16 protein-coding genes are annotated in these 20,656 nt (G+C 53.4%); 8 read left to right on the plus strand and 8 right to left on the minus strand.

What is annotated here, in order from left to right; genetic code table 11:
- Positions 1 to 5: 5 nt before the first annotated feature.
- From betA to OLX08_RS05860, 4 genes are all read right to left on the minus strand, one after another.
- Positions 6 to 1,640, minus strand: coding sequence for a choline dehydrogenase (gene betA, locus OLX08_RS05845; RefSeq protein ID WP_391483115.1), 1,635 nt, complete (start codon positions 1,638 to 1,640; stop codon positions 6 to 8).
- A 19-nt stretch (positions 1,641 to 1,659) separates the two neighbouring features.
- On the minus strand, positions 1,660 to 2,889 hold the full coding sequence (locus tag OLX08_RS05850) for an ABC transporter permease subunit (RefSeq protein WP_334067379.1): 1,230 nt from the start codon (positions 2,887 to 2,889) through the stop codon (positions 1,660 to 1,662).
- A 107-nt stretch (positions 2,890 to 2,996) separates the two neighbouring features.
- Positions 2,997 to 3,803, minus strand: coding sequence for a taurine ABC transporter ATP-binding protein (locus OLX08_RS05855; protein WP_391483117.1), 807 nt, complete (start codon positions 3,801 to 3,803; stop codon positions 2,997 to 2,999).
- Between the two features lie 103 nt (positions 3,804 to 3,906).
- On the minus strand, positions 3,907 to 4,911 hold the full coding sequence (locus OLX08_RS05860; RefSeq protein ID WP_391483119.1) for an ABC transporter substrate-binding protein: 1,005 nt from the start codon (positions 4,909 to 4,911) through the stop codon (positions 3,907 to 3,909).
- Between the two features lie 416 nt (positions 4,912 to 5,327).
- Here OLX08_RS05860 and OLX08_RS05865 point away from each other — a divergent pair, with 416 nt between their 5' ends.
- The 8 genes from OLX08_RS05865 to OLX08_RS05900 all read left to right on the plus strand — a co-directional run bounded on the left by OLX08_RS05865 (position 5,328) and on the right by OLX08_RS05900 (position 15,994).
- Entirely contained in the window at positions 5,328 to 6,719 is a 1,392-nt protein-coding gene (locus OLX08_RS05865) for an aspartate aminotransferase family protein (protein WP_341246025.1), read from the plus strand.
- A 247-nt stretch (positions 6,720 to 6,966) separates the two neighbouring features.
- A complete protein-coding gene (locus OLX08_RS05870) occupies positions 6,967 to 8,418 on the plus strand; it encodes a PLP-dependent aminotransferase family protein (protein WP_391483121.1) in 1,452 nt (483 codons plus the stop codon).
- 86 nt (positions 8,419 to 8,504) lie between these two features.
- Positions 8,505 to 10,277: a sulfoacetaldehyde acetyltransferase gene (gene xsc, locus OLX08_RS05875; RefSeq protein WP_391483123.1), complete on the plus strand. Its 1,773-nt coding sequence runs from the start codon at positions 8,505 to 8,507 to the stop codon at positions 10,275 to 10,277.
- Between the two features lie 134 nt (positions 10,278 to 10,411).
- Positions 10,412 to 11,350, plus strand: coding sequence for a phosphate acyltransferase (locus tag OLX08_RS05880; protein WP_391483124.1), 939 nt, complete (start codon positions 10,412 to 10,414; stop codon positions 11,348 to 11,350).
- A 54-nt stretch (positions 11,351 to 11,404) separates the two neighbouring features.
- Positions 11,405 to 14,227 (plus strand): molybdopterin oxidoreductase family protein, encoded by a 2,823-nt coding sequence (locus OLX08_RS05885; protein ID WP_391483126.1) that lies wholly within the window; start codon positions 11,405 to 11,407, stop codon positions 14,225 to 14,227.
- Positions 14,224 to 14,373: a hypothetical protein gene (locus tag OLX08_RS05890; RefSeq protein ID WP_177193426.1), complete on the plus strand. Its 150-nt coding sequence runs from the start codon at positions 14,224 to 14,226 to the stop codon at positions 14,371 to 14,373. The genes OLX08_RS05885 and OLX08_RS05890 overlap by 4 nt, the downstream gene beginning before the upstream one ends.
- Positions 14,370 to 15,125, plus strand: a complete 756-nt coding sequence (locus tag OLX08_RS05895) for a 4Fe-4S dicluster domain-containing protein (RefSeq protein WP_048598922.1) — start codon at positions 14,370 to 14,372, stop codon at positions 15,123 to 15,125. The genes OLX08_RS05890 and OLX08_RS05895 overlap by 4 nt, the downstream gene beginning before the upstream one ends.
- Complete coding sequence (locus OLX08_RS05900) at positions 15,125 to 15,994, plus strand: dimethyl sulfoxide reductase anchor subunit family protein (RefSeq protein WP_391483127.1); 870 nt, start codon at positions 15,125 to 15,127, stop codon at positions 15,992 to 15,994. The genes OLX08_RS05895 and OLX08_RS05900 overlap by 1 nt, the downstream gene beginning before the upstream one ends.
- Positions 15,995 to 16,221: 227 nt before the next feature.
- Here OLX08_RS05900 and OLX08_RS05905 read toward each other — a convergent pair whose 3' ends face one another.
- From OLX08_RS05905 to OLX08_RS05920, 4 genes are all read right to left on the minus strand, one after another.
- Complete coding sequence (locus tag OLX08_RS05905; protein ID WP_391483129.1) at positions 16,222 to 17,103, minus strand: carbohydrate ABC transporter permease; 882 nt, start codon at positions 17,101 to 17,103, stop codon at positions 16,222 to 16,224.
- 15 nt (positions 17,104 to 17,118) lie between these two features.
- Positions 17,119 to 18,144 carry a carbohydrate ABC transporter permease gene (locus OLX08_RS05910; RefSeq protein ID WP_341246031.1) on the minus strand — a complete coding sequence of 342 codons (1,026 nt, stop codon included), beginning with the start codon at positions 18,142 to 18,144 and terminating at the stop codon, positions 17,119 to 17,121.
- A gap of 82 nt (positions 18,145 to 18,226) precedes the next feature.
- Positions 18,227 to 19,480, minus strand: coding sequence for an ABC transporter substrate-binding protein (locus OLX08_RS05915; protein WP_391483130.1), 1,254 nt, complete (start codon positions 19,478 to 19,480; stop codon positions 18,227 to 18,229).
- Between the two features lie 85 nt (positions 19,481 to 19,565).
- Positions 19,566 to 20,615 carry an ABC transporter ATP-binding protein gene (locus OLX08_RS05920; protein ID WP_391483131.1) on the minus strand — a complete coding sequence of 350 codons (1,050 nt, stop codon included), beginning with the start codon at positions 20,613 to 20,615 and terminating at the stop codon, positions 19,566 to 19,568.
- Between the last annotated feature and the right edge of the window lie 41 nt (positions 20,616 to 20,656).

The raw sequence follows: 20,656 nt of genomic DNA on the forward strand, positions 1-20,656 counted from the left end.
GGCGTCTAGCGATCAGAGATTTCCCAGTTCGGATTGATCCACGGCTCAAGATTGCTGGGTGGCAATGGCGCGCGGCCCAAAATATGGTCAGCCGCTTTCTCACCCGTCATGATCGACGGCGCGTTGAGATTGCCATTGGTCACATTCGGGAAAATCGAGCTGTCCGCAACCCGCAGGCCGTCAACGCCGATAACGCGACATTCAGGATCAACCACAGCCATTGGGTCATCCGCCCGGCCCATCTTGCAGGTGCCACATGGGTGATATGCGCTTTCAACGTGCTCGGCGATAAATGCATCAAGCTCTGCGTCCGTTTGCACATCTGCGCCGGGCTGGATTTCTTTGCCGCGATATGGATCAAAAGCCGCCTGACTAAAGATTTCACGCGTGAGGCGAATGCAGTGGCGGAAGTCCTTCCAATCATCTGGGTGGCTCATGTAGTTGAACAAAATCTTAGGCTCGGCTGCGGGATCAGCAGATTGCAGCGTCACTTGGCCACGCGATTTTGACCGCATTGGCCCCACATGCGCCTGCCAGCCGTGCCCTTCGGCAGCGGCCTCACCGTTGTATTTCACGGCAATTGGCAAAAAGTGATACTGAATGTCGGGGTACTTCACACCCGCTTTTGAGCGCACAAACGCACAGCTTTCAAAGCCGTTACTGGCCCCCGCCCCCGAGCGGTTCAAAACCCACTCCAAGCCAACTTTGAATTTGCCCCATAGCGACCAATGTTTGAACAACGTGATCGGTTGAGTACAGGCTTGCTGAATATAGAGTTCAAGATGGTCTTGAAGGTTCTGCCCGACCCCCGGCCTGTCCGCGATCACCTCAATGCCGTGCTCTTGGAGGTGTGCTGCTGGCCCGATGCCTGACAGCATCAAAAGTTTGGGGGAATTAAAAGCTGATGCGCTTACGATCACCTCTTTATGCGCCTTCACAAAACCTTTTGACGTTTCCACGCCGACACAGCGTTTACCGTCAAAGCGCAGCTTGTGGGCCTCGCATTTCTTCAGCCGCACTTTGCCCTTAGCCAGTGCAGGCTTCAAATATGCCTTGGCCGCAGACCAACGCGAGCCTTTGTGGATTGTGGCGTCGAACGCCCCAAAGCCTTCTTGCTTGGTGCCGTTGTAATCTTCTGTCACTTCAAAACCGGCCTGCGCGCCAGCTTCGACAAATGCGTGATAGAGCAGGTTTTCTTGGGGCATTTTGCTGACGTGCAGCGGCCCATCCCCGCCGCGGAAATCTGAAGGACCGCCGCTCCAGTTTTCCATGCGCTGAAAGTAAGGCAGCACATCGGCGTAGCCCCAGCCATCTGCTCCGGCCTCAACCCAGCCATCGTAGTCCATTGCATGGCCACGGACATAGATCATCCCGTTAATTGAAGAAGACCCACCCGTCACTTTGCCGCGCGGTGCAATGATCTTGCGGCCGCCTAAATGCGGCTCTGGCTCTGTCTCATAGAGCCATGTGTATTGCTTCATATTAAGCGGAAACGATAGCGCACCGGGCATGTTGATAAGCGGGCCCCAATCGGAACCGCCTGCCTCAAGAACCAAAACATCGCAGCCCGCCTCACCGAGACGGGCCGCAATCGCGGACCCGGCTGAGCCGGATCCAATAATTACATAGTCAGCTTCCAAGAAAGCCTCCTTTTACAAATCAACCTTTACCCTTCCAAGGGACCAACCATTTTTCAGCCAAACGCATCAGAACGTCGATGCCAAAGCCAATGATGCCGATCAGAATGATCCCCATCAAAACAATGTCAGTGTCTTGGAATTTAGAAGCGGCCACAATCATTTTGCCCACGCCCTTTTCAGCCGCGACCAACTCTGCTGCAACCACTGTGCCCCAGCAGACCCCCATCGCAACCCGTGCTGCGGTGAAGATTTCCGGCAGTGAGTTTGGAATGATCACGTGGCGCAAAATCTGGACCTTGGACGCACCCAAAGAGTAGGCCGCGTGCACCTTGGAAATTTTCACACCAGACACACCGGACCGTGCGCCGATCGCCATAATCCAAAGAGCTGCCAAGAACAGCAGAATGATTTTACCCTGCTCGCCAATGCCGGCCCAGATAATGACCAGCGGGATCAGCGCCAGAGGTGGCACGGGACGCATGAATTCAACGATTGGATCAAACCAACCACGGAACCAGTCAGACAAACCCATCGCATAGCCAAGCGGAATACCGACCAACGCACCAAGGAAAAAGCCGACGATCACACGGAAAAGAGAGAACGACAGGTGCTCAGCCAAGGTGACGTTTTGATACCCCTCAGCCCAGACAGACACGAGGCGCGACGCCACAGAGTCAGGTGCTGGAAGCCAGATATTTTCCATCTGCCAGCCCTTGCCTGGTTCAAAGTTCAACGTGCCCTTATCGGTCAACGCAACACGGCCAAAGCCCACATCAACGGCGTTGTCTTTGCTAATTGCGCGGCCATCCACAGAAACAATTTTCGCCCCTTCAGAGCGGTTAGTTTCGTCATTCTTGTCCCAAAGGATCAGCTTCGAACGATACGCCTGAACAGCCAAAAAGTCATCCTTGGCAAAGCCAGTGCCCGCCGCCACTTCCTGGCTTGGAACTTCTGCGCCTTTTTCAAAGACGGAAACGAAAACCGTCGCCTCGTCTTGGTTTCCGTTGGCATCTTCAACTGTGTAGACAAAGCTGCTGTCACCAACAAATGGACCGGGTGCGTGGAACATACCAGGCAACCAGTTGGAGCCTGTGAAAGCGCCCCAGATAACAAAGATCAGCGCGATTGAAATGAACGACGCGGCTTTGTCCGATACCACTGCGCTTTCGTCACCAAAAGTAACGGTTTTGAGCGATGTATAATCGGCCTTGGGGGTCATTTGACGGCGAATGAACCGCCAAACAGTCATCGCCAGCAAGATAATCGCGATGTAGCCAACAAGTGCAGGAAGCGCTTGGGCGATAGATACAAACAGGACGAACAGTTCGCCGCCCAGATCAGATAAAATCTGTCCCATTACGCGCTCTCCTCACTGCGGCCCATGATTTCTTCTTCCATGTCCCAGATCATTGTCAGAATTTCTTCACGTGTTTTCGCGTAGTCAGGATGCTTTTTGACTTCGCGAAGGTCCGCGCCAACACCCAGTTCCGCAAACGGTAAACGGTATTCTTTATGAATACGCCCCGGACGCGGCGCCATAACCAGCAGACGTTCACCCAACAAAAGCGCTTCTTCAACAGAGTGCGTGATCAGGATAATTGTTTTGCCGGTCTCTTTCCAAAGCTTCAGAACCAGCCCCTGCATTTTTTCGCGGGTCAGCGCATCAAGCGCGCCGAGCGGCTCATCCATCAAGATGACGTCAGGTTCGTTGCACAGACAGCGCGCAAGCGAAACGCGCTGCTGCATACCGCCAGACAATTCGTAAACAGCCTTTTCCTTGAAATCTTGAAGGCCGACGACATCCAACAAATGATCAACTTTTTCGCGCTTTTCAGCTGCTTGCATGCCCTTCATCGAAGGACCAAAGCCAACGTTGTCGCGCACGGACATCCACTCGAACAGAGCACCTTGCTGAAATACCATGCCACGGTCAGCAGACGGGCCGGAAACAGTGCCACCGTTCAGGCGAATTTCGCCGCCCGTCGGCGCAAGGAAACCTGCGACGATGTTCAAAAGGGTTGTTTTACCACAGCCCGAAGGCCCCAAAACGCTCAGCAATTCACCTTTTTTCAGGTCAAGGCTGACGTCTTTCAAAGCTTGCACCGCGCCACCATTAGGCAGCTCGAAGCGCATAGATATATTATCTATCTCAAGGCCACTCATTGCGCCTCTCCGATCATTTGTTGGATGTTGTCGTTGAAAATGTACGTCTCAAAAAACGGGCAGCGCGGTACAAAAAATCGCGCTGCCCAAGGTCGTGAAGTGTTTAGTTCATCGCTGCTTTGAGGCCAGCGGTGTTCACTGTTGCGTTATAGCTTTCGAGTGCGGATGGGATTGAGCCCGCGTTAACGAAAACGTCCGCAACACCCTTCATGAAGCTTTGCGCGTTGCCGCCCAACCATGCTTCTGAAAGCTGTTGGTCAACTGTTGGGAAGCTGAATGTTGACAGTGTTGAAGCTGTGTCTTCTTCAGACATACCCGCGTCTTTTGCGATTACTGGGAGCATTTTGGCGTGGTTCGCGCTGTCCGCCCACATTGCGTTCGCATCTGCTGTGACTTTCAGGAACGCTGCAAGTGTGTCGCTTTCTTCTGCGATGAAAGTTGCTGGTGCAGTTGTCGCGTCAAAAACAAGAATACCGAGTGCTTCTTTTTCTGCGCCTGTCAGCAACACGTTACCGTGCTCTTTCATGCGACGCAGCGCGCCACCCCAGCCACAAGCCATATCGATTGAGCCTTGAGCAAGTGCAGCAGCACCTTCAGCAGGCGCCATGTCAACAACTTCCATGCCGGCTGTATCCACACCGAAGTGGTTCATTTGGCTCAGGAAGCCGTAGTGCGCAGCAGTACCGAGTGGCACAGCAACTTTTTTGCCAGCAAGCTCAGCTGCAGATGTTTTGTCGATCTCAAGGCCAGAGGCAACAACGCAGTTGTCGTTTTCTGAGTAGCTTACAGCCACGTCAACAACTTGGATGTCCTGACCTGCAGACGCGGCCACAACGAACGGTGGGATACCTTGGCTTACAGAAATCTGCACGTCGCCGGATGCCATAGCAGCTGACATTGCGGTGCCTGTGTCAAAAGAGACCCAGTTAATTTTCTTGCCGAGTGCTTCTTCATACATGCCTTCTACTTTGGCAAACTGGAATGGCATCGGCCACTCAAGGAAGTAAGCAACTGTGATTTCTTCGTGGCCAGCCGCGACAGCAGCTTGCGCACCTGTCAGCATAGCTACGCCAGCGACAGCACCCATCAATTTGGACTTAAGTGTCATATTTTGAACTCCCATGTTCATTTTGGCTCTTATGTTGAGCGTCTTGCTTGGAACCTCATATTTGAGGCTCTGACGCGTTGATAACGCGGATGCCGTGGTTGGCCCACAGAGCAATCGGCATAAAGCAAACATACATATCGAATTTAAGAAACCCTAAAGTTGGCAGCTTGAGAGCACAAAAGCGACATTATCGCTGCGGGTGCCAAAATTTTGAGCGCGTTTGCAGACGCAGCAAGGAATTGAAACTACATAATTTTTTGAAGCTTTCCGAAAATCTGGTAAATTTACGGTTGTTTAGAACGCGACAAACCACAACCAACTGGCTATAAATGTGGTGTAAAACTGGCCCTATTTGCAAAGTCTAAATTTCGGGCAATGCTTGTGTATATTCTGCAATTCAACGCGAGGTCCGACTCATGGACGGTAACTTTTCTTCGAATGATATCAGTGCTGTAGTCGACGCCGACCGCAAGCACGTCTGGCACCACCTGATTCAGCACAAGCCCTTTGAGACCGGTGAACCCCGGATTATTGTCGAGGGAAAAGGCATGTTGGTGTGGGACCAAAATGGCAAAGAGCACCTTGATGCAGTGTCAGGCGGCGTATGGACCGTCAACGTTGGATACGGCCGCGAAAGCATTGCAGACGTCGTGCGTGACCAGCTGGTAAAACTGAATTATTTCGCCGGTTCAGCAGGCTCAATTCCTGGCGCTTTGTTTGCAGAAAAACTGCTCAGCAAAATGCCTGGGATGACGCGCTGCTACTATGCAAACTCCGGCTCTGAGGCGAACGAAAAAGCATTCAAACTTGTACGCCAAATCGCGGCTAAACGATACGGCGGTAAGAAGCATAAGATTTTGTACCGCGACCGCGATTATCACGGCACAACGATCACTGCACTGTCCGCAACTGGTCAAGATGAACGCGCTGCACAGTATGGGCCATTTACGCCCGGGTTTGTGCGCGTGCCGCACTGCCTTGAGTACCGAAAGCACGAGCAAGATGGCGCGCCCGCGGAAAACTACGGTGAATGGGCTGCAAACCAGATTGAAGAAGTTATCCTGCGCGAAGGACCAGAGACTGTTGGCGCGCTCTGCCTTGAGCCAATCACAGCAGGAGGCGGCGTCATCACCCCCCCTGATGGATATTGGGAGCGGGTGCAAGAAATCTGCACGAAATATGACATTTTACTTCATATCGACGAAGTTGTCTGTGGCGTAGGCCGCACGGGCACGTGGTTTGGGTACCAACACTATGGCATCAAGCCTGACATGGTAACGATGGCGAAAGGTGTCGCCTCCGGCTATGCCGCGATCTCATGCCTTGTCACAACTGAAGAAGTCTTTGACATGTTCAAAGATGACCCGTCCGATCCAATGAGTTATTTCCGCGACATCTCAACTTTTGGTGGTTGTACCGCTGGTCCCGCAGCGGCGCTGGAAAACATGCGTATCATTGAGGATGAGAACCTTCTTGAGAATACGACGGCGATGGGTGAGTACATGCTCGACAACTTGCATGCGCTTGCTGACAAGCACCCAATTATCGGCCAAGTGCGCGGCAAAGGTCTGTTCCTTGGCTGTGAGTTGGTTGCTGACCGCACAACCCGTGAACCTGCAAACGAGAAAATCGCTCAGGCAATCGTTGGTGACTGTATGCAACAAGGCGTTATCATTGGCGCAACAAACAGATCACTTCCAGGCAAGAACAACACGCTTTGCTTCTCACCTGCGCTGATCGCCACAAAAGACGATATCGACAACATCACAAACGCAGTCGATGCGGCGATTACACGGGCAACTGCCTAAACCACACATCATCAGAGCGGCGCAGGCTGTGCCGCTCTGATAACCAGTCCAGTTATCTGGCAAAGTGTCTCATTATTTTGCAAACTGGCCATATCTGTAATTTTAATTTCGCTGACAGCCAAATATCCTCATCTCGCGCGCTCAGCACTATTCAGCAAATTTAGAGCGCACGTTTGACTACGGTTGCCTAGAACACCTCTTGGCCCTAAAATAATACCAGATTATTCCTGCGATAAGGCCAGATTACATGGCATTGCCCGTCGAAACATTTTTTCTGAACAGCACCACCCAAGGCACTCTTAAGGCGCAAATCCAGCAGATGGTTGCCGAAGGCATTCTGTCTGGGCGCTTTAAACCAGGTGAAAAACTACCCTCGTCACGCAAACTCGCCACGCACCTCGGGGTCAGCCGAATTACGGTAACCCTTGCCTACACAGACCTGCTGGCTGATGATTATATCGTCGCGCGCGGCAGGTCGGGATATTACGTTTCGGAAAACGCGCCGCAACCACCGGAGATGCCATCGCTCAGACCCACAAACGATGCGGTCGAATGGTCACGCGTCTTGGCGCATCGCAACAGCGACGTGCCACAATTGGCCAAGCCAGCCGATTGGCAACGTTACCAATACCCGTTCATCTACGGACAAGCGGACCCTACGCTATTTGATCGTGCAAACTGGCGGCTTTGCGCCTTACAAGCGCTCGGCAAGCGGGATTTTGACGCATTAACAACAGATTACGTTGATCAAGACGATCCAAAGTTAATCGAATTCATCGCCCGTCACACTCTCCCACGCAGGGGTATCAAAGCGCGCCCAGATGAAATTCTGGTCACAATGGGTGCTCAAAACGCGCTATGGCTGTCCGCGCAACTGTTGCTGACACAGCGTCGCAACGCGGTGATGGAAGAGCCCTGTTATCCGGGCCTGAGGGACATCTTGATGCAAAGCCGGTGCAACCTTCACCACATCCCAGTTGATGAAGATGGGCTGCCACCAGATTTACTTCCCAAAGACATTGATGTGGTTTTTTGCACCCCCTCACATCAATGCCCAACAACAGCCTCAATGCCGCTTGAGCGCAAAACAGAACTGCTTAATCGCGCGGCATCAGACGACTTTTTGATCGTAGAGGACGACTACGAATTTGAGATGTCGTTCCTGAAGGCCCCCTCTCCTGCGCTAAAGTCACTCGATCAAGACGGGCGGGTAATTTACATCGGCTCATTCTCGAAATCGCTGGCGCCAGGCTTGCGGCTTGGCTACATGGTCGGCCCTGCGCCTTTCATCAAACAGGCTCGCAAGCTGCGCGCATCAGTTCTGCGTCACCCCCCCGGGCAAATTCAGCGCACTGCTGCCTACTTTTTGTCCCTCGGGCACTACGACGCACTGATCAAACGTATGTCCAAGGCATTTTACCGCCGCCGCATGGAAATGGAAAAAGCAATTGATCATAACGGCTTAACTGTTGCCGGTCGCGGTGCATTTGGCGGATCCAGCATTTGGATGAAGGCTGAAAACCGGCACAATACAATGGAGTTAGCCCGCGCGTTAAAGCCCCAAGGCGTTTTGATTGAACCCGGCGGTCCGTTCTTTTTGCAAAAAGAGGACCGCGTTTGTCATTATCGGCTCGCGTATTCTTCAATTCCCGAGGAACGGATCGCAAAAGGCATTGAAATACTGGCTGCGGCAATCTGACTGGACTTAATTGAGCGTAAAACTGGACCTACTCAGAGGTTCACGAATCCGAGTATGTTGCCTCCAATTCAAAAGGAGACTGCCTCATGAAAATGACTACAGAAGAAGCGTTCGTCAAAACGCTGCAATCGCACGGCATCCGCCACGCATTTGGCATCATCGGTTCAGCCATGATGCCCATCTCAGATTTGTTCCCTAAATCTGGCATTAAATTCTGGGACTGTGCGCACGAAGGCAGCGCAGGTTTCATGTCTGACGGCTACACACGCGTCACTGGCGAAGTCTCCATGATGATCGCGCAGAACGGCCCAGGCATCACAAACTTCGTGACCGCTGTGAAAACCGCGTACTGGAACCACACACCGTTGCTTTTGGTTACACCGCAGGCAGCGAACAAAACAATCGGCCAAGGTGGCTTCCAAGAAGTTGAGCAGATGAAACTGTTCGAAGACATGGTTGCTTACCAAGAAGAAGTACGTGATCCGAGCCGCGTTGCCGAAGTACTTGCTCGCGTCATCTCGAAAGCAAAGCGCCTTTCAGGCCCTGCACAGATCAACATTCCACGTGACTACTGGACACAGATTGTTGACATCGAAATTCCTGAACCAATTGATTTTGAGGTCTCACCAGGCGGCGAGACATCAGTTGCAAAAGCTGCTGAGATTATCTCAAACGCGAAAAACCCGGTCATCCTGAACGGCGCTGGCGTTGTTCTGTCAAAAGGCGGTATCGATGCGTCGATCGCACTGGCTGAACGCCTCGACGCACCAGTTTGTGTGGGCTACCAGCACAACGATGCATTCCCGGGTTCGCACCCCCTGTTTGCAGGTCCATTGGGATACAACGGTTCAAAAGCAGGCATGGAGCTGATTTCCGAAGCCGATGTTGTTTTGTGCCTCGGCACACGTCTGAACCCGTTCTCCACACTGCCTGGTTACGGTATTGATTACTGGCCAGCAGACGCAAAAATCATTCAGGTCGACATCAACCCAGACCGCATTGGTTTGACCAAGAAAGTAACTGTAGGCATCGTCGGTGACGCAGCCAAAGTTGCCAAAGGTATCTTGGGCCAGCTGGACGCATCCGCAGGCGACGCAGGCCGTGAAGATCGCAAAGCAAAAATCGCGCAAACCAAATCAGCATGGGCACAGCAACTGGCTTCCATGGATCACGAAGACGACGATCCAGGCACAACTTGGAACCAGCGCGCACGCGATGCAAAGCCTGATTGGATGTCCCCTCGTATGGCATGGCGTGCTATCCAAGCTGCACTGCCACGCGAAGCAATCATCTCTTCAGACATTGGCAACAACTGCGCAATCGGTAACGCCTACCCAGACTTCGACGAAGGCCGTAAGTATCTTGCACCCGGCTTGTTTGGTCCATGCGGATACGGTTTGCCTGCAATCGTTGGCGCGAAAATCGGCCAACCGGATGTTCCTGTCGTTGGCTTCGCAGGTGACGGTGCGTTCGGTATCGCAGTGAACGAATTGACTGCTATCGGCCGTGGCGACTGGCCCGCAGTTACACAGATCGTGTTCCGCAACTACCAGTGGGGTGCTGAAAAGCGCAACTCAACCCTGTGGTTCGACGATAACTTCGTCGGCACCGAGCTGGACACCGAAGTTTCATATGCAGGCATCGCCAACGCATGTGGCCTCAAAGGCGTTGCAGCGCGCACAATGGAAGAGCTCACAGATGTGCTGAACACAGCGATCAAAGAGCAGATGGAAGACGGTGTTACGACACTGATCGAAGTCATGCTGAACCAAGAACTGGGCGAGCCTTTCCGTCGCGACGCGATGAAAAAGCCGGTTGCAGTAGCAGGTGTCTCAACATCTGACATGGCTGCTGAATAAGCACTGCGCCACATCGCTAAATAACATTACCCGCCTCAGGAAACAGAGGCGGGTTTTGAGGTGAAAAGACATGGGGAAGAGTTGTGCATGCACAGATGCCTTCGACCATGCGGAGCAACGGGAACTAACGCGCTATGGCAAAGACGAATAATTTTCTGAGCACAAACACTGTCGTTTGCCCACCAGAATTGCTGCGCCAAGCCCAAGCTGCCCCCACACCGCGCGTCGCCATTGCCCGCGCCGGTGCAGCACTGCCGATGGAAGCCGCCCGCGACGCCACACAAGCTGGCATAATGGAGCCTGTGTTTACAGGCGAGCGCGCTTTGATCGAAGCCGAAGCGGATAAACTGGATTGGGACATCTCTGCGTTTGAATTGATTGAGGCGGAAGGCGAAGAGGCATCAGGAAAGGCTGCGGCATTTGCCTGTGGCGAGGGCCGCGCGGATGTTTTGATGAAGGGGCATCTGCATACAGATGTGTTCATGAAATCCGCCCTGAACCGCGATGCCGGCCTGCGCGCGGGCAAGCGATTGGTTCATATTTTCCACATCGGTCACCCAAGCGGTGGAGCGCTGACCATCTCGGATGCAGCCGTAAACGTCAGCCCGAACATGGAAACCCGCCAAGACGCCACGCGCGAAGTGGTGCGCCTGTTGCACTTACTCGGCAATGATCGTCCCAAAGTTGCGTTTTTAAGCGCGACTGAAAGCGTAATCCCTTCCGTCCCTTCATCCGTTGAAGCCTCCGAGCTTGCCGCATGGGCGAAAGCCGAGATTGCGGATGCTGATTTCTCCGGACCACTGGCCATGGATCTGATCCTGTCACCTGAGGCCGTTACAACCAAAAAGCTGATGAATGATCCGGTCGCGGGGCAAGCCGACGCGATCATCGTCCCTGATATTGTTTCAGGAAACGCCATCTTCAAATCTGCCGTTTACATGGCCGGTGGGTGTGCTGCGGGCATCGTGATGGGGGCGGCCGTTCCTATCTTGCTGACCTCGCGTGCCGACCCACCAGCCGCGCGCATGGCATCCGCTGCCCTTGCCGCAATTGTAACCGCCGCCAACAAATGACCCATGGACCGCAGCACCGCGCTGTGCATCCAAAACCGACCCTGAGGAGGAATTATGGGATTTAATCAGCCAGTCGTGGACACGTCCCCGAAAGTTAGCGACGAAGTCCGTAAAACCACCTGCTACATGTGCGCCTGCCGTTGCGGCATCAATGTGCACATGAAGGAAGGCAAAGTTGCCTATATCGAAGGCAACAAAGACCACCCTGTGAACCAAGGTGTGCTCTGCGCCAAGGGCTCGGCCGGTATTATGCAGGTCAATGCGCCCTCACGTCTGCGCGCACCCATGAAACGGGTCGGCGAGCGTGGCTCTGGTGAGTTTGAAGAAATCACATGGGAAGAGGCCTACGACATTGCTGTGTCCAAGCTGAAACCAATCCGCGACGAAGACCCCTCAAAACTGGCGTTCTTTACGGGCCGTGATCAATCACAAAGCTTCACGTCGCTTTGGGCGCAAGGTTTCGGTACACCAAACTACGCAGCCCACGGTGGATTTTGCTCGGTCAATATGGCTGCAGCCGGCATTTATACCATGGGCGGTGCTTTTTGGGAATTTGGGCAACCAGATTGGGACCACACCAAAATGCTGATGATTTTCGGCGTTGCCGAAGACCATGATAGCAATCCAATCAAGATGGGTCTGGGCAAAATCAAAGCCCGCGGCGCCAAAGTTGTTGGTGTCAATCCAATCCGCTCGGGGTATAATGCTGTTGCAAATGAGTGGGTGGGCATTACACCGGGCACCGATGGCTTGTTCATTCTGTCGATGCTGCACTGCTTGATCAAAGCGGGCAAAATTGATCTTGATTATCTTTCACAATTCACCAACGCGCCGGTTCTTTTGGATGAAACCGACGGAAGCGCCGAAGAAGGTCTGTTCCTGAAAGACAAAGACGGCAAAGCATTGGTCATCGACCGCAATACTGGCAAGCTTGCACCTTTTGATGGCAAGGGCGTTTATCCTGATCTTGCCGGCACACACCGCAAGGCAGGTGTCACGCACCGCACTGTATTCCACCACATGATCGAGCGGTACATGTCAGAGGAATACGCGCCCGAAGCAGTTGCAGAGCGTTGCGGTATTTCAGCAAAACGCATCCGCAAACTTGCCGCCGAATTAGCTGATGTGGCGTTTAACCAAGCGATTGAGCTAGATCGCCCTTGGACAGATTTCCGCGGCAAGAAGCATGATAAAATGGTGGGGCGGCCCGTTTCGTTCCACTCGATGCGCGGCATATCAGCCCACGCTAACGGCTTTCAAACCTGCCGCGCGCTACACGTTCTGCAAATCATGCTCGGCTCTGTTGAAACGCCGGGCGGCATGCGGTTCAAACCACCCTACCCCAAGCCCGCAACTGCGCACCCCAAACCGCACTGCAAAGTCACTCCGGGCGCTGCGCTTGACGGGCCACACTTGGGCTTCACCCACGGGCCAGATGACCTTTGCTTGCGTGAAGACGGCACTGCCGCACGTATCGATAAAGCGTTTACATGGGAAAACCCCATGTCCTCGCACGGCATGATGCACATGGTGATTTCCAACGCCCATGCGGGCGATCCTTACAAGATCGATACGCTATTTATGTATATGGCGAACATGTCTTGGAACTCATCCATGAACACATCCGGTGTCATTGAGATGCTCACGGATAAAGATGAGGACGGCAATTATGTCATTCCGAACATCATCTATTCTGATGCGTACTCATCCGAGATGGTCGCTTATTCCGACTTGATCCTGCCCGATACGACCTACCTTGAGCGCCACGATTGTATCTCGCTTTTGGACCGGCCAATCTGTGAAGCCGACGCCGTGGCAGACGCTATTCGCTGGCCAGTTGTTGAACCTGACCGCGACGTAAAGGGTTTCCAATCAGCCCTTTGTGATCTTGGCGCACGTCTTGGATTGCCTGGTTTCGTGAATGAAGACGGCAGCCAAAAATACGAAGACTACGCCGACTACATCACCAACCACATCCGCCGTCCCGGTGTTGGCCCGCTGGCGGGCTGGCGCGTTGGCGAAGATGGTCTGCAAGGTGGCCGCGGCGACGTAAACGAAGCACAGCTTGATGCCTACATCGAAAACGGCGGCTTTTGGATGGAGCATGTCCCGGAGGATGCCGCCTACTACAAACCGTTCAACATGGGCTACCAAGATTGGGCCGTGAAGATGGGCTTCTTTGATGCAGTCCAGCCTTATATCTTCCAGCTTTATGTGGAGCCGATGCGTAAATTCCAGCTGGCCGCCGAAGGCCACGGGGAGCGCCAACCACCAGAGCATCTGCGTGAGCGGATCAAACACACTCTCGACCCGCTTCCGATCTGGTACTCCAACGAGCCTGACAACCTTGCGGATCAATACCCTGTCACGGCGCTGACACAGCGCCCTATGGCAATGTACCACTCGTGGGGCAGCCAGAACGCTTGGTTGCGCCAAATCCATGGCCACAACCCCCTCTATGTTCCGACCAAAATTTGGGAAGAGAACAGTTTTGAAGAAGGCGATTGGGCCAAGGTTGTGTCTCCCCACGGCGAGATCGTTGTTCCGGTAGCACACATGGCGGCACTCAACGACAACACCGTTTGGACATGGAATGCGATTGGTAAGCGTAAGGGCGCGTGGGCCCTTGAAGAAAACGCACCAGAAACGACCAAAGGCTTTTTGCTGAACCACCTCATCCACGAACTGCTGCCTGCAAACGGCGACGGTATGCGTTGGGCAAACTCTGATCCGATCACCGGTCAGGCCGCGTGGTTCGATCTTAAAGTGCGCATCGAAAAGTCCGACGTTGCGGGCCAAACCCTACCTGATTTTGCACCGCAAAAATCACCTGTAGGCAAAGGCCCCAAAGACCTTGCATGGAAGCTTGGCAAATGAGCCCTGTAAAACTGACACTCTTGGGCGTTGCTGCCGCCATCGCCGTGATGGTTGGGTCTTTCATCTGGTTCGTTGCCACGTGGGATGCCAGCAAAGAAGAACCCATCACCTATATATCACACACAACTCTGAGGGGGCTCGCATGACAACTCTGCCAACCCATACGGAAAAGAAACTGGGACTGGTCATTGATCTCGATACCTGTGTGGGCTGCCATGCCTGCGTGGTGTCTTGCAAAGGCTGGAACACTGAAAACTACGGCGCGCCCCTGTCCGATCAGGATGCGTACGGCGCCAACCCTTCAGGTACATTTCTGAACCGTGTTCACAGCTACGAAGTACAGCCTGAGGCAGGCCCTGCCCAACTGATCCACTTCCCTAAATCATGCCTACACTGCGACGACGCGCCGTGTGTCACCGTCTGCCCGACAGGCGCCAGCTACAAGCGTGTTGAAGACGGTATTGTTCTGGTAAATGAAGCTGACTGTATCGGTTGTGGTCTGTGCGCTTGGGCCTGTCCCTACGGGGCGCGGGAGCTGGACCAACAAGAAGGCGTCATGAAGAAATGCACCCTCTGCGTTGACCGGATTTACAATGAAAACCTGCCCGAAGAAGACCGCCAGCCTGCCTGCGTTCGGACCTGCCCCGCGGGTGCCCGCCACTTTGGCGATTTGGGCGATGAAAACTCAGATGTCTCAAAGCTTGTTGCTGAACGTGGCGGCGTTGATTTGATGCCAGAGCAAGGCACTAAACCTGTTAACAAATACCTGCCTCCTCGGTTGAAGGACGACTACACCAACACCGGTGATATCGACATCCTCGCCCCCCTTCTTGAGCCTGTCGCGCCAGATGCCAAAGGTATTCTGGGCTGGCTCGATAAAGCACTGGAGAAACTCTGATGCATCCAGCACCATCCATTATTCTATTCACAGTCCTTTCGGGCCTGGGCTTTGGCCTCATGATTTTCTTAGGGCTGGGCATGCCATCCCCCACGGGTCTTTCGGCGTTCGCCTGGTTCGCTATTGCCTATATTCTGGCCGTTGGTGGGATCATCTCTTCAACATTCCATCTCGGGAACCCGAAGAATATTCTCAAGTCCTTCAGCCAGTGGCGCACAAGCTGGCTCTCACGTGAGGGATGCCTTGCGGTAGCGACACTGCTTGTCATGGGTGTTTACGGAGCGGCGCTGGTCTTTTTGAACATGCGCATTCCTTTGCTTGGCTACGTCGGATCAGTACTTGCGTTGGCAACCGTTTACGGCACGTCCATGATCTATGCACAGCTCAAGACAGTACCCCGTTGGAACCACCCTACCACCTCAGTCATGTTCATCGCTTACGCTGTTTCAGGCGGTGCACTGCTTGCTGGCCAAGTCAGCTTGGCAGTTTGGTTCTTGCCTGGTGCGGCCCTGTTGCAGCTTTTCATCTTCTTGACCGCGGATGGCCGCTTTAGCGCCGCGGGCAGCACAATCGCGTCCGCAACACAATTGGGCAACATCGGGTCTGTCCGACAGTTTGAACCACCCCACACCGGCAGCAACTATCTCATGAAAGAAATGATCCACGTCGTGGGCCGCAAACATGCGCTGAAGCTACAGATCATCTCGGTTGTGCTGTTGTTCACACCTGTGTTGCTTTTGCTTTTGCCCTTTAGTCACGCTCTTGCGCTGGTCGCGGTGTTGGCGCACGTGGCCGGTGTTATCGTTGCGCGCTGGTTGTTTTTTGCACAAGCAGAGCACGTTGTCGGGTTGTACTACGACAAGCGCTAAGCTGGGACTGTAGCTTCAAACACTCTACGAAAACCACATAGGCGGCCTGTTACAGGGCCGCCTTTTTGCTGTGCCCCTGACATGGCAGACACGACGAAGACAGCAAGAGATAGAACGCTACAAAGCTCTGCAACACATCGCCCACCTCCCCCACACCACAAACAAAAAAGCAGGCCGGATGACCCGACCTGCTTTTACAGTCTTCATGAACTTTACTGGATGCGAGATTAGCCCTTTACGGCACCCGCTGTCAGGCCACTCACGATCTGACGCTGGAAGAACATCACCAAGATGAACAGCGGTACGGTGGCTGAAACAACAGCTGCAACCGCGAACATCACGTTGCCTTCGGTCTGGGTGGTCCCAAGGAACGATGCGATTTTCGGCACCATTGTCTGGTTCTCTTTACTGAGCAACATCGCGGTAACCGCAAAGTCATTGTAGGCCAGAAGGAAGCTGAACAGCCCCGTTGTAATAACGCCCGGCCACATCACAGGAATGATCACATGGCGAAACGCTTGAAACTGGGTGCAGCCATCAACCTTAGCACTTTCGTCCAATTCCTTCGGAATTTTCTGGAAAAAGCTATGAAGCATCCACAACGTGAACGGCTGGTTGATCGCGACCAGCACGATGATTGATGTGGGTAGGATCCCCCAGAGGTTCCACTCAAAAAACGGAAGCAGGTAACCTGACACCAACGTAATGGGCGGCATAGCGCGGAAAATCAGCGCAATGATCAGCAACCAAAACGTGTACTTAAAGCCGGACCGCGACAACGCGTAACCACCAAGCGTCCCGATGGTCAGCGACGTGCAGACCACGAAAAAGCAAACTATGAACGTGTTCAAAACCGCGCGCCAGAACTCTTCTTGTATCCACGCACCTTCATAGCCCGCGCCAGTAAGCGAACTGCCGTATGTGGCTTCTGTGCGCGGACCAAACAACGCGTCTTTCCAGTTGGTGATCGAAAAGAAGTCTAATTCAACTTTGAATGATCCCCAAAGCGTCCAAAGAAATGGGAACGCCGCCATCATCAACCAGATGCCGATAAAGGCATAAATAGCGATGCGAAGGCCGAGGGGCTGTTGTGTCGCTTTCGAGCTCATATCTGATCCCTTTCCTTAGGTCTTGGCGTTAAAGTCGCGCCAAGTGCGGACCAATACAGGTGACAACAAAATTGCGACGCCGATAATCGTAAGTACGGACGTTGCGGCAGCAGAAGACAGCAAGCGTGTCTCACCGCCCAAGTCGTTGAAGATGATCCAACTGAGCGAAGTCGCATGCGCTTCCGCGTTGAAGCCTACAATTGGTTCAAAGACGCGGAAGTTATCCATCAATTGGATCAAGGCCACGAACGTCACAAGAGGCATCAAATGCGGGATCACAACGTAGCGAATTTGCTGCCAGCGGCTCGCACCATCAATCATGGCAGATTCCAAAGTGTCTTGGGGCAATGTTTGCAGGCCTGCGTAGAACACAACAAAGGCAAATGGTGCCGAGTGCCAGACGCCGTAGACCATCAGCGTGATCCATGTGAGTGCTGTGCTGGCCTTCAATGAAAGGTCCGGATCATCGGCAAGGAATTGGATGGCACTACCAAGCACACCGCGACTGTCGATCATCCAAAACAGAATGAGTGAGCCAATCAACGGCGTTACAATCATTGGCAGCAGTGAAAAGAAAATCACAAGGCCCTTAAGGTGACGGTGCAGCGAGTTGACCCCAACCGCGATGGCAAAGCCAAGAACGATCAAAAGCGGCGTCACAACAAATGTATAGGTAAGCGTGAAGTACATCGCGCGGTAGAACGGCAGGTTCTTCAACCCGTCAAAAAAGCCACCGAGACTTTCGCGCCCAGACCACAAGGCAGCCACTTCATTCACGGCAAGGTGCCCACGATCAAGATAAATAGAGAGGCCCGCAAACCGGCCCAAAGGCTCGGCCAATTTCAGGGCAGCGGTCGCCTCTTGGTCGATCGATGTTTCAGTCGTGCAGCCAAAGGGGCCGCAATTCTCAACAGTCAAAAGGACCGCCTCATGAGGCGTGAACAAAGACTGGATCACAACTGAGATAATTGGAAACGCGATAAACAAAAGCATCGCTAATGCTGTCGGCAGGAAAAACCAAAAGAACGTTTTATGCTTCATCGATTAAGGTCCTCAACGGCCGTCAGTATCGTCAATAAAAAGGGGCGGGACCGCGATTGGCCCCGCCCGAAAATCATGGCTCTTAGTTCAAGAAGCCCTGCTCTTTGGCAGCAGCTGTGTAGGCTGCTTCAACGTCTGCCAACGCTTGCTCTGCGCTTTCTTTACCCTGCATGAAGTCTGAAAGCTCTGCACCAAGTGCGGAGTGCAACAGACCTTGGTAAGGCACCATTGGGTATGGCACTGAGTTAGCTGCAGCAGCTGCAAATACGCCTTTGGCCGCTTCAGTTGGCTCATAGCCGTCAATCAACCAAACCGCTTGTGTCGCAACTTCTGCGTCATCGAGGATCGCTGGCTCAATCGCTTTTGTAAGCGCTTTGAATGTTGCTGTTGCGTCTTCGTCAGAAATATTTTTGGACACTGTCCAACCATCCCACCACAGTGTTGTCGCAGGTGTATCACCGCCAGCAACAGTCATTGGGCCTGCAATTGCAAAACCGTCAACCACTTCTTGCGGCACACCTTCTTCGGTTACCAGACCAGCCGCACGGCTGCCCCACATGTTCATCATTGCAACGTTACCCGCACGGTATTCGGCGTTTGTTGCGTTTGAATCATGTGTGAGGAAATCAGGTGACATGTACTCTGAAAGTGACTTCAACATGGTCAGCGTCGCAACGCCTTTTTCGTTGTTGATGTCTACTTCAGCTGAACCCGGCTTAAAGAATTCGCCGCCGTGGCCGATGTACATGTTGTTGAACTCTTGTGCGAGGTTCCAACCAGCTTTGTATGAACCGCCAAGTGGGTTTTCCAGGATGCCCATGTCGCGGATCTTTTTCGCACCAGCAAGCATTTCTTCGTAGGTTGTTGGCACCTCAACGCCAGCTTCTTCAAGAACATCCGCGCGGTACACCAGGTGCTGCGCGTTTGCCATGAAGGCGACAGCCATAACCTTGCCGTTCACGGTGATCAGCTGGTTTTTCTTAAGGTCTTGGCCGTACTCGGCAACCAGGTCATCAAGTGGGCGGATGACGTCTTCGTTCATCAATGCCACGATGGATGAGTTGGCAACGATCGCTGATGTGTACTCAGCAGGGTTGGATGTCATACCCGCGACGTTGATCTTTTGGTGGTCCGCAGTGAGGTTCGTTTTCACCTCAACATTGTCGTTTGCACATGCCACAGCACCTGCACCAACAGTTTGGATCGCTGGGAATTCGTTACCAACAATGTTTACACGACCCGCGTCAATGCCGCAGTTCGAGTGGCCAGCAGCTTGCGCCGCAGCCGTAGCAGCGATGGAAATTGCCACCGCAGTTGTGATTTTTTTCAGAAACATAAGTCTCTCCCTGTTTGCTTTAAAAGGGCAGCGAGCCACCCAATTGACGCCCCACAATTGACTGCGGAGACATTTATTAGAAGGCTTACGCCTCCAATCGCTCACCAGTATCCGAACGGAACAGGTGACAAATTTCTGCAGGTATCGACACCGCAACTGGCGCGCCAATCTCCGTCCGGTAGTCTTTGCTGGCCTTCACGTTAACCAACGCCCCACCAATACGGATAGCAACCATCGTTGCGTCGCCCAGCAACTCCATCGTGTAAGCAGGCGCGTTAGCATCGCCCTTGCCGTCCACAACAGACGCATCTTCGGCACGGAAGCCCAAAGTGATCGGCCCATCAGGTGCCGTAAGTCCGCCCACCGAAATACCATCGGCATTAAAGACGCCCGCCTTCATATCACCTTCAACAAGGTTCATTGCAGGCGAGCCGATGAAGCTGGCTACAAATGTGTTTGCTGGCGCGTCATAAATGTCAGTTGGCGTGCCAACCTGCTGAACAACACCCTGCTTCATAACAACAACGCGGTCAGCAAGTGTCATCGCCTCAATCTGATCGTGCGTGACGTAAATAGTCGTAACTTTAAGCTCGTGACTAAGATTTTTGATCTGCGCACGGGTCGAGACCCGCAGTTTTGCGTCAAGGTTTGAAAGCGGCTCGTCCATCAAGAACACGTTCGGTTCACGCACAATCGCACGCGCCAGTGCCACACGCTGTCGTTGACCGCCCGAAAGTTCTGCGGGCTTACGGTGCAAGAACGGCTCCAACTCAACCATTGCCGCTGCGCGCATCACACGCTCGTCATGCTCGGCCGTTGGGACTTTGCGCACTTTCAACGGGAAGCGAATGTTGTCGTAAACATTCATGTTCGGGTAAAGACCATAAGACTGGAACACCATCGAGATGTCACGGTCTTTTGGTTCAAGATCATTCACGCGCTCGCCGTCGATGATGATGTCACCCTCAGTGACGTCTTCGAGGCCAGCGATCATACGCATGGTTGTCGTCTTGCCGCAGCCGGATGGCCCGAGGAGGACAAGAAACTCCTGATCAGCGATCGTTAGGTCGAAATTCTGAACCCCAACAAAACTACCCCACCGCTTACCAACATTCTTAAGCTGAATTTCAGCCATCACTTCCCCCTGCGTCGTGACCCGTGCGCCATTTTTGCACA

This window comes from Nereida ignava, from assembly GCF_047114695.1.
GTDB lineage: Bacteria > Pseudomonadota > Alphaproteobacteria > Rhodobacterales > Rhodobacteraceae > Nereida > Nereida ignava.